Origin of the sequence: Pseudomonas sp. MWU318 (assembly GCF_016756945.1) — a bacterium.
GTDB lineage: Bacteria > Pseudomonadota > Gammaproteobacteria > Pseudomonadales > Pseudomonadaceae > Aquipseudomonas > Aquipseudomonas putida_A.
The window spans coordinates 129971-144614 of record NZ_JAESJL010000009.1 but is presented as its reverse complement, the minus strand read 5'-3'; the positions used below and the strand labels follow the sequence as shown (position 1 = coordinate 144614).

At 61.7% G+C, this 14644-nt stretch carries 13 protein-coding genes; 8 read left to right on the top strand and 5 right to left on the bottom strand.

Features of this window, described 5'->3' with window-relative positions:
* Positions 1-14 precede the first annotated feature (14 nt).
* Both tesB and JN524_RS20955 read left to right on the top strand, forming a co-directional pair.
* Positions 15-884 carry an acyl-CoA thioesterase II gene (gene tesB / locus JN524_RS20960; protein WP_003228466.1) on the top strand — a complete coding sequence of 290 codons (870 nt, stop codon included), beginning with the start codon at positions 15-17 and terminating at the stop codon, positions 882-884.
* A complete protein-coding gene (locus JN524_RS20955; protein ID WP_202370569.1) occupies positions 881-1474 on the top strand; it encodes an HAD family hydrolase in 594 nt (197 codons plus the stop codon). Before tesB ends, JN524_RS20955 begins: the two co-directional genes overlap by 4 nt.
* Positions 1475-1553: 79 nt before the next feature.
* On the opposite strand, the gene JN524_RS20950 is transcribed toward JN524_RS20955, so the two are convergent.
* The 4 genes from JN524_RS20950 to JN524_RS20935 form a co-directional block, all read right to left on the bottom strand.
* The gene (locus tag JN524_RS20950; protein WP_202370568.1) at positions 1554-2504 is read right to left on the bottom strand and encodes an alpha/beta fold hydrolase; all 951 of its coding nucleotides are present in this window, start codon (positions 2502-2504) and stop codon (positions 1554-1556) included.
* On the bottom strand, positions 2505-3395 hold the full coding sequence (gene ypfJ, locus JN524_RS20945; RefSeq protein ID WP_202370567.1) for a KPN_02809 family neutral zinc metallopeptidase: 891 nt from the start codon (positions 3393-3395) through the stop codon (positions 2505-2507).
* 190 nt (positions 3396-3585) lie between these two features.
* Complete coding sequence (locus JN524_RS20940) at positions 3586-4419, bottom strand: aldo/keto reductase (protein WP_202370566.1); 834 nt, start codon at positions 4417-4419, stop codon at positions 3586-3588.
* Positions 4403-6142 carry an FAD-dependent oxidoreductase gene (locus JN524_RS20935; RefSeq protein WP_202370565.1) on the bottom strand — a complete coding sequence of 580 codons (1740 nt, stop codon included), beginning with the start codon at positions 6140-6142 and terminating at the stop codon, positions 4403-4405. The genes JN524_RS20940 and JN524_RS20935 overlap by 17 nt, the downstream gene beginning before the upstream one ends.
* Before the next feature lie 175 nt (positions 6143-6317).
* On the opposite strand from JN524_RS20935, the gene JN524_RS20930 reads away from it, so the two are divergent.
* From JN524_RS20930 to JN524_RS20915, 4 genes are all read left to right on the top strand, one after another.
* Entirely contained in the window at positions 6318-7094 is a 777-nt protein-coding gene (locus JN524_RS20930) for an IclR family transcriptional regulator (RefSeq protein ID WP_202370564.1), read from the top strand.
* A 225-nt stretch (positions 7095-7319) separates the two neighbouring features.
* Positions 7320-8381, top strand: coding sequence for a Gfo/Idh/MocA family protein (locus JN524_RS20925; protein WP_202370563.1), 1062 nt, complete (start codon positions 7320-7322; stop codon positions 8379-8381).
* Positions 8382-8383: 2 nt separating this feature from the next.
* Entirely contained in the window at positions 8384-9199 is an 816-nt protein-coding gene (locus JN524_RS20920; protein WP_202370562.1) for a sugar phosphate isomerase/epimerase family protein, read from the top strand.
* Positions 9200-9263: 64 nt separating this feature from the next.
* On the top strand, positions 9264-10142 hold the full coding sequence (locus tag JN524_RS20915) for a DMT family transporter (protein ID WP_103367270.1): 879 nt from the start codon (positions 9264-9266) through the stop codon (positions 10140-10142).
* A 115-nt stretch (positions 10143-10257) separates the two neighbouring features.
* On the opposite strand, the gene JN524_RS20910 is transcribed toward JN524_RS20915, so the two are convergent.
* On the bottom strand, positions 10258-11595 hold the full coding sequence (locus tag JN524_RS20910; RefSeq protein ID WP_103367271.1) for an MFS transporter: 1338 nt from the start codon (positions 11593-11595) through the stop codon (positions 10258-10260).
* A 344-nt stretch (positions 11596-11939) separates the two neighbouring features.
* Between JN524_RS20910 and quiC the strand changes: the two genes are divergently transcribed.
* The gene (quiC, locus tag JN524_RS20905) at positions 11940-13841 is read left to right on the top strand and encodes a 3-dehydroshikimate dehydratase QuiC (protein ID WP_202370561.1); all 1902 of its coding nucleotides are present in this window, start codon (positions 11940-11942) and stop codon (positions 13839-13841) included.
* A gap of 102 nt (positions 13842-13943) precedes the next feature.
* Positions 13944-14621 (top strand): TetR family transcriptional regulator, encoded by a 678-nt coding sequence (locus JN524_RS20900; RefSeq protein WP_027612854.1) that lies wholly within the window; start codon positions 13944-13946, stop codon positions 14619-14621.
* Positions 14622-14644 lie beyond the last annotated feature (23 nt).

Genomic DNA, 14644 nt, shown 5'->3' with positions numbered 1-14644 from the left:
TGAGGAGAGTCTGAATGAGCCAAGTGTTGGAAGATCTGGTCGACCTGCTGACCCTGGAGCCGATTGAGGAAAACCTGTTCCGTGGCCGCAGCCAGGACTTGGGTTTCCGTCAGTTGTTCGGTGGCCAGGTGCTCGGTCAGTCGCTGTCGGCGGCCAGTCAGACGGTTGAAGAGGCGCGTCATGTGCATTCGATGCACGGCTATTTTCTGCGCCCGGGCGACGCCAAGTTGCCGGTGGTGTATTCGGTGGATCGCGTGCGCGATGGCGGCAGCTTCAGCACCCGGCGGGTCACGGCAATCCAGAAGGGCCACCCGATCTTTACCTGCAGCGCGTCGTTCCAGTACGACGAGGCAGGCTTCGAGCACCAGAGCCAGATGCCGGTGGTGGTCGGCCCGGAAAACCTGCCGTCGGAGCTGGAACTGACCCAGCAACGCGCGCACCTGATCCCCGAGCACATGCGCGAAAAATTGCTGTGCCCGAAACCGATCGAAGTACGCCCGGTCACCGAAAAGGACCCGTACAACCCGCAGCCGGCCGATCCGGTTAAGTATGTGTGGTTCCGTGCCGACGGCGCGCTGGCCGACATTCCGGCGCTGCACAAATACCTGCTGGCCTACGCCTCGGACTTCGGCTTGCTGACCACCTCGATGCTGCCCCACGGCAAGTCGGTCTGGCAGAAAGACATGCAGGTCGCCAGCCTTGATCACGCGTTGTGGTTCCACAACGATCTGCGCGCCGATGACTGGTTGCTCTACGCGATGGACAGCCCGTGGGCCGGCAATTCCCGGGGTTTCTCCCGTGGCAGCGTGTACAACCGCGCCGGGCAATTGGTGGCATCGGTGACCCAGGAAGGCCTGATTCGTCACCGCAAGGACTGGGCATGAGCCTGAGCGATGTCAAGCATTGGGTGTTCGACATGGACGGCACCCTGACCGTCGCCGTGCATGACTTTGCGGCGATTCGCGTGGCGCTGGCGATTCCGCCCGAGGATGACATTCTCACCCACCTCGCGGCGCTGCCGGCCGAGGAAGCAGCGGCGAAGCACGCGTGGTTGCTGGAGCATGAGCGCGATCTGGCGCTGGGGTCGAAACCGGCTGCCGGTGCGGTGGAGCTGGTGCGTGACCTGCACGGGCGTGGCTATCGGCTCGGTATCCTGACGCGCAATGCACGAGAGCTGGCGCATGTGACACTTGAAGCCATTGGCCTGGCCGACTGCTTCGCCGTGGAAGATGTGCTGGGCCGCGATGAAGCACCACCCAAGCCGCATCCCGGCGGGTTGCTGAAACTGGCCGAGGCCTGGAACGTGCCGGCCCGCGAGATGGTGATGGTTGGGGATTACCGCTTTGACTTGGATTGCGGGCGAGCGGCCGGGGCACGGACAGTGCTGGTGAATCTGCCGGACAATCCGTGGCCGGAGCTGACGGATTGGCATGCGCAGGATTGTGTCGAGTTGCGGCGGATGTTGGTGGATTAAAAGCAAAAGATCGCAGCCTGCGGCAGCTCCTACACGGGACAAATGTAGGAGCTGCCGAAGGCTGCGATCTTTTGCTTCTCTAATCAAACAGCGCTTTCAGCCCCTCCGGCGACGTCAACATCCCATCGCCGTTATGCCCGACCCCGGGCACTTCAACCAGCCGCTGATTGACCCCTTCCGGATGGCGGCGCAGCAGATAACCGAAAAACGCCTTGCCCCGTTCCAGCCGATACGCGCCCTGTGCCTCGGCGGCGCAACTCTTGTCCAGCGCCGGATGTTGCGGGTCTATATCCTGCTGCCCCAGCAGATAAAACACTTCGCGTTTGATGTAGCTGCTTTCAAGCTGCAACGGCGTTTGCCCACCGGCGTACACCGGCATGTCTGCCAGACCGTACTTCCAGCGATTGAAACCCGGGCACTGTGCGTGGTCGAACGCCACCGGCCGCTGTTCGTTGAAATACGCGTACGACGACGGATTGGCCACCACATAGCGCAGGCGAATGCCATTGGCCTTCAGCGCCGGTTGCTCCTTGGCCAGCAGGGCGTAGCGCTGCACCACTTGTCCGCCGCCGGAATGGCCGAAAATCACGATCTGCTTCACGTCCGGAAACTGCTTGCGGTCGCTGACCCGGGCGACGATGGCGTCGAGTGCGGCGTAGGAACTCAGCGGCTTCGGCCCTGTGGATAACCCGCCACCCATCCACTCATTGCCTTTCCAGCGCAGCAATGTGTTGGGCAGGGAGTACAGGGCGACGTCGCTTTCGTTGAGAAACTGCGGCGCGATCACCAGCGTGTGCGCCGTTTGCCCGGCCAGTTCGGTGGCGCGTTCGGCACTCTTGCGGTAGGTCTCGGCATTGCGCAGCCGTCCGTGAATGACGATCAGCACCCGCTCGATTTTTTCCGGTGCCGAGCTGATGCCGACGGCCATTTCGCCGGCCTCGAATTGCAGGCGCCCGGGACTGATGGCATCGACGCCTGCCGCGTGCGCGTTGCCGCCGATGATCAGTAAAGCCAGAAGCCATTTGCGCATTTACAGGTTTTTCGCCGCGAAGGTATCGCACTGGCCGACCTGGCCCTGAGCGAAACCGGTTTTGAACCAGCGCACCCTTTGCGCCGACGTGCCATGGGTAAACGAGTCCGGCACCACGCGGCCCTGACCCTGTTGTTGCAGGCGATCATCACCGATGGCGTTGGCCGCATTCAAGGCCTCTTCGACGTCACCCGGTTCCAGCCAGTTCAGGCGCTTCTGCGCATGGTAGGCCCAGACGCCGGCCAGGCAGTCGGCCTGCAACTCCTGACGTACCAGCAAACCGCCGTCGCCCTGCATCTGCCGACCCTGCTGACGGGCCGCCTGAATTTTTGCCGAGACGCCGAGCAGCGTCTGCACATGGTGGCCGACTTCGTGCGCGATCACGTAGGCCTGGGCGAAGTCGCCGGCGGCCTTGAAACGCTGGGCCATTTCCTGGAAGAAGGCCATGTCCAGATAGACTTTCTGATCCGCCGGGCAATAGAACGGGCCGGTGGCCGAAGTCGCCAGCCCGCAAGCGGAGTTCACCCGGTTGCTGAACAGCACCAGGGTCGGGTCCTTATATTGGCGGCCAGCCTGCTGGAAGATTGCGCCCCAGGTGTCTTCGGTATCGCCGAGGATCGAACGCACGAATTCGGCCTGCTGGTCGTTGGCCGGTGGCGCCTGGCGGGTTTGCGTCGAGGCCGGTGCCGATTGCTCGGTCATTTGCCCGGTGAGCTGGCCGAGGATCTGCAACGGATCCTGCCCGGTGATCCAGCCGATACCGACGATCAGCAGGATCGCCCCCAGGCTCAGGCCTTTGCTGCCACCGAACCGCATGCCACCACCGCCGCCGCTATCATCGCCACGGGCATCGACGACGTTGTCACTGCGTCGGCCTTTTTTCCATAGCATGTGGGAATCCTCTTTTCTGTTCGTGGTGATGAGTGTTGCTGGTGTGGGAGTGTGGCGCCAGTCCGGTCGTCCGTCTATTGGCGTACACGCAAACAGGCCCGGCCTCGGGTGACGAGGGCGGGCCTGTTATTGACGAGCGTGTGGGCGACTAATTCAATCCGTTGGCGGATTTCTCTCGGCGCGCTGTGCGTCAGCGATTGAAGGCGTCCCATACCGGGGCGAAATCCGGGCTGACCTGACGCTGATTCTTCGGCAGGGCGGCGATCAGCGCGCGGTCTTCAGCGTCCAGTTCAACCTGCAGCGAAGCCAGGTTCGCCAGTTGATTGGCCCGGCTGCTGGCTTTGGGAATCGCTGCCACGTTGTTCTGATCCAGCAGCCATTTCAACGCCACCTGAGTCGGCAGCACGCCGTGTTTTTCGGCAATCTGCTGAATCTGTGGAATCTCCGAGACCTTGTTGCGCGCCAGCGGTGTGTACGCGGTCAGCGCCAGGTCGTGTTGGCGCGCGTAGTCGAGCAGGGCGTTCTGGCCGAGCAGGACGTGGTACTCGACCTGGATCGCTGACAGAGGGATGCCGCGTTCCTCGACGACTGTGCGCAGCAGCGGCAGCGGAAAATTCGCCACGCCGATGTTGCGAGCCAGACCTTGCTCCTTGAAGGATGCGAGGGTTTCAAGCGTGCGCGGCAAGTCCCAGTCAGTGCTCGGCCAGTGGATCATGAACAGGTCGACGTACTCGCTGCGCAAAGACTTGAGGCTTCGTTCCATCGAGTGGCGCATGGCGTCGGGTTGCAACTGGTCCCACCAGACCTTGGTGGTGACATGAATCTGCTCGCGGGGTGTCGGTGTGTTCACCAATGCTTGTCCGACCGCGTCTTCGTTGTTGTAGGCCGCTGCCGTGTCGATGTGCCGGTAGCCGAGTTCCAGGGCCTGCTCGACGGCACGGGTGCATTCGTCGCCGAGCATCGGCCAGGTGCCGAGGCCCAGTTTCGGCATGTTCAAACCCTGGGCGTTAACGATGTGTTGCATGGTCGATCTCCTGTTCGAAAGCAGTGATGCCGGCGATATGCCGAGCGGCGATGTAGCCGAAAGTCAGCGCCGGGCCGAGGTTGATCCCGCCTGCCGGATAGTGCCCGCCCATGATGCTGGCCATGTCGCCACCGGCGGCGTAGAGCCCGGCGATGGGCTGGGCATGGGCATCGAGCACTTGCGCCTGCGGGTTGACCTTGAGCCCGGCAAAGGTGCCGAAGCAGCCCGGCTGGACTTTCACGGCATAGAAGGGGCCTGTCTCTATTGGGGCAACGCAAGGGTTGGGAAGGTTCGCCGGATCGCCCTGTTTGCGGTTATAGGGCGTTGCGCCGCGACCGAACGACGGGTCCTCGCCGTGGCGTGCATGGCGGTTGTAGTCCTCCACCGTCTGGCGCAACCCGCTGGGGTCGATGCCGCAGGCGCTGGCCAATTCTCCAAGGGTGTTGCCGGTTTTCAGATAGCCGCTGCGGATAAATCCTGACACCGGAACGGGAAATGGCCGCGACATGCCCAAGCCATAACGCCGTTGAAAGGCGCGGCTGCAGATCAGCCACGAGGCGACTTCTTCGCCTTCAGGGGTGGCGGCAACCATGGCGCTGACGTAGTCGTAGTAACCGTTGGCTTCGTTGACGAAGCGCTGGCCGTTGCGCAGTACGCCGATGATTCCCGGTTTGCCGCGTTCGATGATGTGTGGGAAATGGCCGATGCTGCCGTCGGCATGCGGCACTTGCGAGACCGGCGCCCAGGCCACGGGTGACGCCAGCTCGGTGTTGACCGTGGCGCCGACGCTTTCGCCCAGGCGCAGGCCGTCGCCGTTCACCGCCAGCGGTGGCAGTGCCCAGTGTTCATGACCCGTGGGCGTGCGCGGAAACAACGCCTTGCGCCGTTCGACGTCGTTGGCGAATCCGCCGGCGGCCAGCACCACGGCGTTGCGTGCATGAATGCGGATCGGGCCTTTGGCGCTGTTGACCAGCGCGCCGCAAACCCCTGCTTCATCGCGCAGCAGTTCGGTCACGGGTGCCGACTCCCATAACAAAACGCCAAGGTCCTCGGCGGACTTCGCCAGCCTTGCGACCAGCGCCACACCGTTGACCAATTGCATGGCCCGGCCATGTACCGCCAGATCGAGCAAGTGTCGGGTAAAACGACGGGTTACATGCCACGCGGCTTTCAGCGAACGGGTGAGATTGAGGAACGCCGAAAGGTCGGCGCCGGCCATGATCGGCATGCCCATGAAGGACGTTTCGCGCATTGTTGTACGCAGGCGCCTGAGCAAGCGTCCGACTTTTCGTCCGTCGTAAGGCGCCGCGATCACCGAGCGACCGCCCGTGCCGGCGCCGGGTGTATCGCCATGAATGTCGGCAATGGCGTTGCCATCGGCGAATTGCAGAGCAGTGTGCTGTTCGAAAAACGCGACCATGTGTGGCCCGGCAGTGAGGAATGCGTCGACCATTGCCGGGTCGTAATGCTCACCGAGTTCGTGGCGCAGGTAAGTGCGCGGTCGCTCGACGTCTTCGACGATGCCGGCGCGTCGGGCCAGCGGATTGCACGGCACCCATGCCCAGCCGCCGGACCACGCGGTGGCACCGCCGAACACCGGATCTTTTTCAACCACGATGACCTTCAGACCGTGCCATGCGGCAGTGACCGCTGTGGATAAACCGGCGGCACCGGAGCCGACGACCAGAACGTCGCAGTCGATTTCGGGAAGTTCGGCAGGCATCAGGCAAAGCTCCGCAACTGGGTTTATTGGAATTAGATTCCAGAAATTAACCAATGAAGTTCAGCTGCAACAAGGCATGTTTCAGTAAAGTGGGCGGTTATCGCACGGCCAGTTCCGGATTTCGCTTTGTCTCGGATGTCTTCTAGAATCGGCAAAATTTCACTTGGACCTTCCCATGGCCGGCAGTCAGATCGAACGGGTTTTCAACGTGCTGGAAAGCCTCACCAGTGAGCCGCGCGGGCTGCCGATGCAGACCCTGGCCGAGCAACTGGACATCCCGAAAAGTGCCACGCACCGGATGCTCGCGGAGCTGATTCGGCTGGGCTACGTGCGACAGAATGCCGAGACTTTGCGCTATCACCTGTCGACCAAACTGGTGGCGATGGGGTTTCAGTATCTGTCGAGCAGCGGTGCCGACATCGTGCAGCCGGTGCTGGATCGACTGGCTCAGGAAACCGGTGAGCTGGTGCGTCTGGGGGTGATCGATGGCGAGCGCCAGACCTGGATCGCCAAGGCGCAGGGCGCACGCACGGGCCTGCGTTATGACCCGGACATGGGCCGCGACGCGCCGTTGTTCTACACCGCTTCCGGGCACGCGTGGCTGGCCTGCATGAGCGACGCCGAAGCCTTGTCGCTGGTCGAGCTTCAAGGCGCGGAAGTTCCGATGGGCGTCGGGCCGAATGCGCCGCGCTCCAATATCGAACTGCTGGAGCGTCTGCGTCTGGCGCGAGAGCAAGGCTATGCCTGTGTCGAGGACAGTTCGGCGGTGGGTACTTCGGCGATTGCCGCGGTGGTCAAGCATCCCGTTGACGGGCGGGTGATCGGTGTACTGAGCATTGCCGGGCCAAGCGCACGGATGCCCGGCGCGCGGCTGCATGAATTGGCGCCGCTGCTGATGAAGTTTACCGAGGAGTTGTCGGCGGCGAGTCTGGCGTCCGAATTGTTCATCTGACCGATCCCCTGTAGGAGCTGCCGAAGGCTGCGATCTTTTGACTTTGTTTTTTAAGGTCAAGATCAAAAGATCGCAGCCTTCGGCAGCTCCTACAGGTCCGGGTGTCGTGTATGAAGTTGTGCGGTGTTCGCACGGTTTTCCCATCACTGGGTGTTTGATTGTGGAACGCGGTTCTAAATTGTTGCTGGAGTGACATTCCAACAACAATCACAAAAGGATCGCGCCTTGACTCCGCCCCTTCGTATCGCCCTGATCGGCGCTGGCAACATGGGCCAGCAGCATTACCAGCATTTGCAAACCCTCGAAGAAGCCCGGTTGTGCGCAGTGGCTGATCCCGGCCCTCAGGCTCCAGCGCTGGCGGCGCAGTGGGGCGTGGCGTATTTCGCCGATCACCGGCAGATGCTGGAGCAGGTACGGCCGGACGCGGTGATCGTGGCCAATCCGAATAATCAGCACGTCAGCACGGCGCTGGATTGCCTCGCCGCCGGGGTTCCGGTGTTGCTGGAGAAACCGGTGGGTGTGCATCTGGATGAGGTGCGTGAGCTGGTGGCGGCAGTCAAACGCAGTGGTGTGCCGGTGCTGGTCGGCCATCATCGGCGGCACAATCCGTTGATCGTGCGTGCCCACCAATTGCTGCGCAGCGGCGCGCTCGGGCAGCTGACCACGGTTACCGCGCTGTTCCAGTTACGCAAACCCGACCGATATTTCGAGGTTCCGTGGCGCCGAGAACCGGGCGCGGGCCTGTTGCTGACCAACCTGATTCACGACCTCGATCTGCTGCGTCACCTGTGCGGTGAAGTGCAGGCGGTGCAGGCCGTCACCGACAACGCGGTGCGGGGTTTTGCCAACGAAGACAGCGTCGCGGTGTTACTGCAATTTACCGACGGTGCACTGGGCACGCTGACCGGTTCCGATGCGGTCGCCGCGCCGTGGAGTTGGGAGCTGAATTCCGGGGAAAATCCGGTCTATCCGCGTCAGGTCGATCAGCCGTGTTATCTGCTGGCGGGCACCGCCGGGGCGCTGAGCCTTCCGCAACTCAAACGCTGGCATTACGCTGCCGATCAAGTCGATGCCGGTTGGCACGAGCCTTTGCTCGCGGTGGAGGAGTACTGCGCGGCCGGGGATGCTTTGCGGTTACAGTTGCAGCATTTTGTGCAGGTCGCGCGGCGTGAGGTCGAACCCTTGGTCAGTGCCGCCGATGCCGCGCGAACCCTGGCGCTGGTCGAGGCGATTCGTGAAGCGGCGGCCAGCGGCCGTGCCTGTTCCCCGGCAGCGGTCGAGGCTTGAGCATGAACGACCGAATCTTGTCTCTGGCCAGTCTCACCGTACTCGAATTGTCGCCACCGCAAATGGTCGAGGTGGCGGCGCGTGCCGGTTACAGCCATGTCGGCCTGCGCCTGGAGCCGGCGACGGCGGAGGAATATCACTTTCCGCTGGTGGCCGATGGTGATCTGCGGCGTCAGACGTTGAGGCGTTTGCGCGAGACTGGCATCGCTGTGCTCGATGTGGAAATCCTGCGTCTGAAACCGCAAACCGTGGTCGCCGATTTCGAGAAGCTGCTGGCCGTCGGCGCGGAGTTCGGCGCCAGTGAATTACTGGTCGCCGGCAATGATCCTGACGAGCAACGGCTCACCGACAATTTTGCCGCGCTGTGTGATCAGGCGGCGCCTTACGGTTTGCATCCGCATCTGGAGTTCATGCCCTGGACCGATGCGCGCAACCTCGAACAGGCGTTGCGCATCGTTGCCAATGCCGACCGGGAAAATGCCGCGGTGCTGGTCGATGCCTTTCATTTCGATCGCTCCGGCTCACGGCTGGAGGATCTGGTCAGCGTTGCGCCCGCGCGCCTGCGTTATGCGCAATTGTGCGATGTGGCGGGACCGCGACCGGCGGACATGGCCGAGATCTTGCGTCAGGCGCGCAATGAGCGGCGGTTTCCCGGCGAGGGCGATTGTGATTTGCACGGTTTGTTGCGCAGTCTGCCAGCTAATATTCCACTGAGCCTGGAGATCCCCACGGTAAAACTGCTGGAGCAGGGTGTAAGCGGATTGCAACGAGCGCAGATGGCGCTCGACAGGACGCGGGAATTGTTGGCGCAGTTGTAAGTCAGTTTTTGTGGCGGGGCGCCAGCGTCCTCGCCACTGTTTATTTTTCCTTCAGAGATATCCAATGACCGTCAGCACCCCGCTCTCCGGTGTCAACCAACCCTTCAAGGGGATCTTGCTGATTGTTGTGGCGACTTTCCTGTTCTCCAGCCACGACGCGCTGTCGAAATACCTCTCGGGCTTCTACCCGATCATCATGGTGGTGTGGGCGCGGTATCTGGTGCACACCTTGCTGATGGCGGGGATTTTCCTGCCGCAGTCGGGGTTGCGCGTGCTGCGCACCAAGCGGCCGTTGTGGCAGTTGGCGCGGGCGTTGTGCCTGCTCGGCACCAGTCTGTTTTTCACCACGGCGCTGCTGTACATCCCGCTGGCCGAGGCCACGGCGGTCAACTTTCTTGCGCCGGTGCTGGTAACGGCCCTGTCGGTGCCGCTGCTCAAGGAACGGGTGACGCGCGGACAGTGGATCGCGGTGATCTGCGGTTTTATCGGGGTGCTGATCATCGTCCATCCGGGAGGCGAGTTGTTCACCCCGGCGGTGCTGCTGCCATTCTGCTCGGCGTTGTTTTTCTGCTTCTATCAACTGCTGACGCGCAAGCTCAGTGAGGTCGACAGCCCGACCACCAGCAACTTTTTCGCCGGTCTGTGCAACACGCTGGTGATGAGTGCGCTGGTGCCGTTCTTCTGGCAGGTGCCGACCTTGTCACACGCCGTGTTGATGCTGGCGCTGGGCAGCTGTGGGATGACCGCGCACCTGTTTCTGACCCAGGCGTTCCGCCATGCCGCGCCGGCATTGCTGGCGCCGTTCGGCTACTGCCAGATCGTGTTTGCCGGGTTGTTGGGGTGGGTGGTGTTCAATCACACGCCGAGTCTGTTGACGGTGATCGGCATTGCGGTGATCTGCTGCAGCGGCCTGGCGGCGGCTTGGCAGCAAAGCCGTCGCTGAAGGATCGACAAATCCCTGTGTAGGAGCTGCGGCACGCTGCGATCTTTTGATCTTCAAAATCAAGATCAAAAGATCGCAGCGTGCCGCAGCTCCTACAAGGGGAGGGGTAGGTGGGTTATTCGGTGACGTCTGGAATCTTGCGCGGTGCCATGAAGTACATCCAGGTCAGCGCAATGAAGTACATCGCCGGGATCAGCGTGAACAGCACCGTGTAGTTGTTATTGGTGACGGTCAGGATGTGGCCGACGATCTGGGTCATGAACATCCCGCCGATCGCTGCGCACATACCGCCGAAACCGAACACCGTGCTCATCATGTGCTTGGGCGTGTAGTCCATCACCAGGCTCCAGATGTTCGCGGTCCAGGCCTGATGCGCGCCGATGGCCAGGGAGATTGCCGCGACGGCGACCCACAGATTGCTCGAACCGGCGGCCATGATCACGCCGATGATGCAGCAGGCGAACAGGAACATCGACAGCAGCCGCGCTTTGATCGAGTTCATGCCGCGACCGATCAGGAACGAAGACAGAATGCCGCCGCCGACACTGCCGAAGTCGGCCGTCACGTAGATGATGATCAGCGGAATACCCATCTGGGTGACGTTGATGCCCAGGTTGTATTGCTGATTGAGAAACGGCGGCAGCCAGTACAGGTAGAACCAGAACACCGGCGCGGTCAGCGAATAGGCGAGGGCGAACGCCCAGGTGCCGCGCATGCGCAGGATGCGTGAAAACGGTACGCGGGCCTGTTCCGGTTCGACTTCCTGCTGGATGTAGTCGAGTTCGGATTTTTTCACCCGTGGATGGTCTTCCGGGTTGAAGTACTTCAGGCCCCAGAACAGCAACCAGATCCCGCCCAGTGCCGACATGCACAGGAACGCCGCCTGCCAGCCCCACACGTGGAGAATCAGCGGCAACAGCATCGGCGTGAACATGGCGCCGACGTTGGTCCCGGCGTTGAAGATGCCGGTGGCCACGGCGCGTTCACCGGCCGGGAACCACAGGCGCGTGGTTTTCACGCAGGCCGGGTAGTTGGCCGCTTCGGTCAGGCCGAGGATGAACCGGCAGACCATGAAGCCGACGGCCGATGTCGCCAGACCGTGCGCGCCGGTGGCCAGGCTCCAGAGCAGCACTGCGCAGAAGAACACGCGTTTCACGCCGACCCGGTCGATCAATCGTCCCTGCAGGACGAAACCAATCGCGTAGCCGACCTGAAACCAGAAGTTGATGTTGGCGTAATCCATCGCCGTCCAGCTCATTTCCTTGGCGAGGATCGGCTGCATGACGCCGAGGGCGGCGCGGTCGATGTAGTTCAGGGTCGTGGCGAAAAACACCAGCGCCAGCATGCCCCAACGGGTCTTGCCGACAGCCATGGCGCCGCGGATCTTGTCGCCGATGCCACCCGTGGCAGTGCTCATGGCCGGGGCCATGCGGGAAGTCTGTGAAGGAATCATTGTTCCACCCGTTTTTGAATTTGTTATGTGGTGTTGTTTGCACGCACTGCGACCGAAGGTTCATTTCCGGACTCAATGTGAAGTCGATGGTGGGCAGTGGACGAAAAATCGTCAATTCGCCGAAACGCCATAGTGTTCGATAATCGCACGCAAAACTAACCGGCTGGTACACTTTAAATTGCTGCTGAAGACGATGCAGCCAATAATTTCCCTCACGATAAAAAACGTACCTCTGTAGGAGCTGCCGAAGGCTGCGATCTTTGTTTGTGAAGATCAAAGGATCGCAGCCTTCGGCAGCTCCTACAGGGACGCGTGACAAGACGATCCCCATCGGGAGTAGAAACATGCAGCGTTCCATAGCCACCGTTTCCCTGAGCGGCACTCTGCCGGAAAAGCTCGAAGCCATTGCCGCCGCCGGTTTCGATGGCGTCGAGATCTTCGAGAACGATCTTCTGTATTACGACGGCAGCCCGCGGGAAATCAGGCAGATGTGCGCTGACCTGGGGATCGCCATCACCCTGTTCCAGCCGTTCCGCGATTTTGAAGGCTGCCGCCGAGATCGGCTGGCGCGCAATCTGGAGCGGGCCGAGCGCAAATTCGACCTGATGCAGGAACTGGGCACCGATCTGGTGCTGGTCTGCAGCAACGCCTCGGCGGACAGCGTTGGCGACCGGCAGATTCTCGTCGATGATCTGCGGCTGCTGGCCGAACGTGCCGGCGCTCGCGGGTTGCGTATCGGCTATGAAGCGCTGGCCTGGGGCCGGCACGTCAATACTTATCAACAGGTCTGGGACATTGTTCGCCAGGCCGACCACCCGGCACTCGGCGTGCTGCTCGACAGCTTTCACACCTTGTCGCTGAAAGGTGATCCAAGCGCGATTGCCGACATTCCTGGCGACAAGATCTTCTTTGTGCAAATGGCCGACGCGCCGATCCTCGCCATGGACGTCCTTGAGTGGAGCCGGCATTTCCGTTGCTTCCCGGGGCAGGGCGAATTCGATCTGCCGGGGTTCCTCGCGCCGATCATCCAGAGTGGTTACACCGGGCCGTTGTCGCTGGAGATCTTCAACGATGGCTTCCGCGCCGCGCCACCACGGGCCAATGCCGCTGATGGTCTGCGTTCGCTGCTGTATCTGGAAGAGAAAACCCGTCAGCGCCTGGAACAGCAAACAACGCCGGTGGCCAACCGCGACATCCTCTTCGAAACGCCGCCGGCCAGCGAGTACAACGGCATCGAGTTTCTCGAGTTCGCCGTCGACGAAAGCCTCGGCGCCAAACTGAGCAACTGGCTGGAGCGCCTGGGCTTCGTCAAGGCTGGACAGCACCGCTCCAAGAGCGTGAGTCTGTTGCGCCAGGGCGATATCAACCTGATCCTCAACGCCGAACCGTACTCGTTCGGCCACAGCTTTTTCGAGGCCCACGGCCCGTCGCTGTGTGCCACCGCCGTGCGGGTCAAGGACAGCGCCAGCGCCCTGGCCCGCGCCGTCGCCTACAAGGGCCAGCCCTATCGCGGCCTGGTCGGCCCCAACGAACTGGAACTGGCCGCGGTGCGTGCGCCGGACGGCAGCCTGATTTATCTGGTGGATGAGGCGGCGGACGTTTATGGCACCGACTTCAATCTGCTGCCGAACGCTCAGGCCCGTGGTGGCCTCAAGCGCATCGATCACATGGCCATGGCGTTGCCGGCCGACAGCCTCGACAGCTGGGTGCTGTTCTACAAGAGCCTGCTGGATTTCGAGGCCGACGATGAGGTGGTGCTGCCCGATCCGTACGGGCTGGTGAAGAGCCGGGCGTTGCGCAGCCGCGACAGCTCGATCCGTCTACCACTGAACATCTCCGAGAATCGCAACACCGCGATCTCCCATGCGCTGTCGAGTTATCGCGGTTCCGGTGTGCATCACATCGCCTTCGATTGTGAGGACATCTTCGCCGAAGTCAGTCGCGCCAAAGAGGCTGGAGTGCCGCTGCTGGATATCCCGCTCAACTATTACGACGACCTCGCCGCGCGCTTCGATTTCGATGACGAATTCCTCAGCGAGCTGGCGTACTACAACGTGCTTTATGATCGTGACGCACAGGGCGGCGAGCTGTTCCACGTGTACACCGAGCCATTCGAGGGGCGCTTCTTCTTCGAGATCATCCAGCGTAAAAACGGCTATGCCGGTTATGGTGCGGCGAACGTCGCGGTCCGTCTGGCGGCGATGGCCAAATCACGCAGCGGTGCGGTGCGTCAGGCGAAGTTGTAGGAATTTCGTAAACGCGGGATTAAACACGAGCCGCGTGGCTTCCTTCACTGTGCAGCGCGGCCCATAATCGCCAACCTGTGCAGTGATGGCCGTGAGCCCGCAATGACAATGACTTCAGAACTCCCCGCCGCTCCCGTCGAATCCGGTATCGAGCCGCGCAAGAGTCGCAAGAACAACCCGGAAAAAACCCGCGAGAACATCCTGCAGGAGGCGATCGTCGAGTTCGTCCAGCAGGGCTTGTCCGGCGCCCGCGTCGACGCGATCGCCGAGCGCATCCACACCTCCAAACGCATGATCTATTACTACTTCGGCAGTAAGGAGCAGTTGTACGTCGAGGTGCTGGAGAAGCTTTACGGCGACATCCGCAGCACCGAAAACCGCCTGCACCTGGCCGAGTTGCCGCCGGTGGTGGCGATCCGTCGACTGGTGGAATTCACCTTCGATCACCACGACCGCAACGTCGATTTCGTGCGCATCGTCTGTATCGAAAATATTCACAACGCCGAGTTCGTGAAGCGTTCGGACACGATCAAGGCGATGAACAATACGATCCTCGATTCACTGGGCGAGATTTTGCGTCGCGGTGCCGAGGAGGGTGTCTTCCGCGCCGGGCTGGACGCGCTGGATGTGCACTTGCTGATCAGCTCGTTCTGTTTCTACCGCGTCTCGAATCGCCATACGTTCGGTGAGATTTTTCAGATCGACTTGCCGGACGAAAGCATCAAGCAGCGTCATCGCGAGATGATCTGCGAGTCGGTGTTGCGCTACTTGCAGCCGTGACAAGCAAAAGATCGCAGCCTTCG

Bases quoted from the DNA above. Each gene is read 5' to 3' on its own strand.
- tesB (WP_003228466.1), top strand. From the start codon at position 15: ATGAGCCAAGTGTTGGAAGATCTGGTCGACCTGCTGACCCTGGAGCCG.
- JN524_RS20955 (WP_202370569.1), top strand. From the start codon at position 881: ATGAGCCTGAGCGATGTCAAGCATTGGGTGTTCGACATGGACGGCACC.
- JN524_RS20950 (WP_202370568.1), bottom strand. From the start codon at position 2,504: ATGCGCAAATGGCTTCTGGCTTTACTGATCATCGGCGGCAACGCGCAC.
- ypfJ (WP_202370567.1), bottom strand. From the start codon at position 3,395: ATGCTATGGAAAAAAGGCCGACGCAGTGACAACGTCGTCGATGCCCGT.
- JN524_RS20940 (WP_202370566.1), bottom strand. From the start codon at position 4,419: ATGCAACACATCGTTAACGCCCAGGGTTTGAACATGCCGAAACTGGGC.
- JN524_RS20935 (WP_202370565.1), bottom strand. From the start codon at position 6,142: ATGCCTGCCGAACTTCCCGAAATCGACTGCGACGTTCTGGTCGTCGGC.
- JN524_RS20930 (WP_202370564.1), top strand. From the start codon at position 6,318: ATGGCCGGCAGTCAGATCGAACGGGTTTTCAACGTGCTGGAAAGCCTC.
- JN524_RS20920 (WP_202370562.1), top strand. From the start codon at position 8,384: ATGAACGACCGAATCTTGTCTCTGGCCAGTCTCACCGTACTCGAATTG.
- JN524_RS20915 (WP_103367270.1), top strand. From the start codon at position 9,264: ATGACCGTCAGCACCCCGCTCTCCGGTGTCAACCAACCCTTCAAGGGG.
- JN524_RS20910 (WP_103367271.1), bottom strand. From the start codon at position 11,595: ATGATTCCTTCACAGACTTCCCGCATGGCCCCGGCCATGAGCACTGCC.
- quiC (WP_202370561.1), top strand. From the start codon at position 11,940: ATGCAGCGTTCCATAGCCACCGTTTCCCTGAGCGGCACTCTGCCGGAA.
- JN524_RS20900 (WP_027612854.1), top strand. From the start codon at position 13,944: ATGACAATGACTTCAGAACTCCCCGCCGCTCCCGTCGAATCCGGTATC.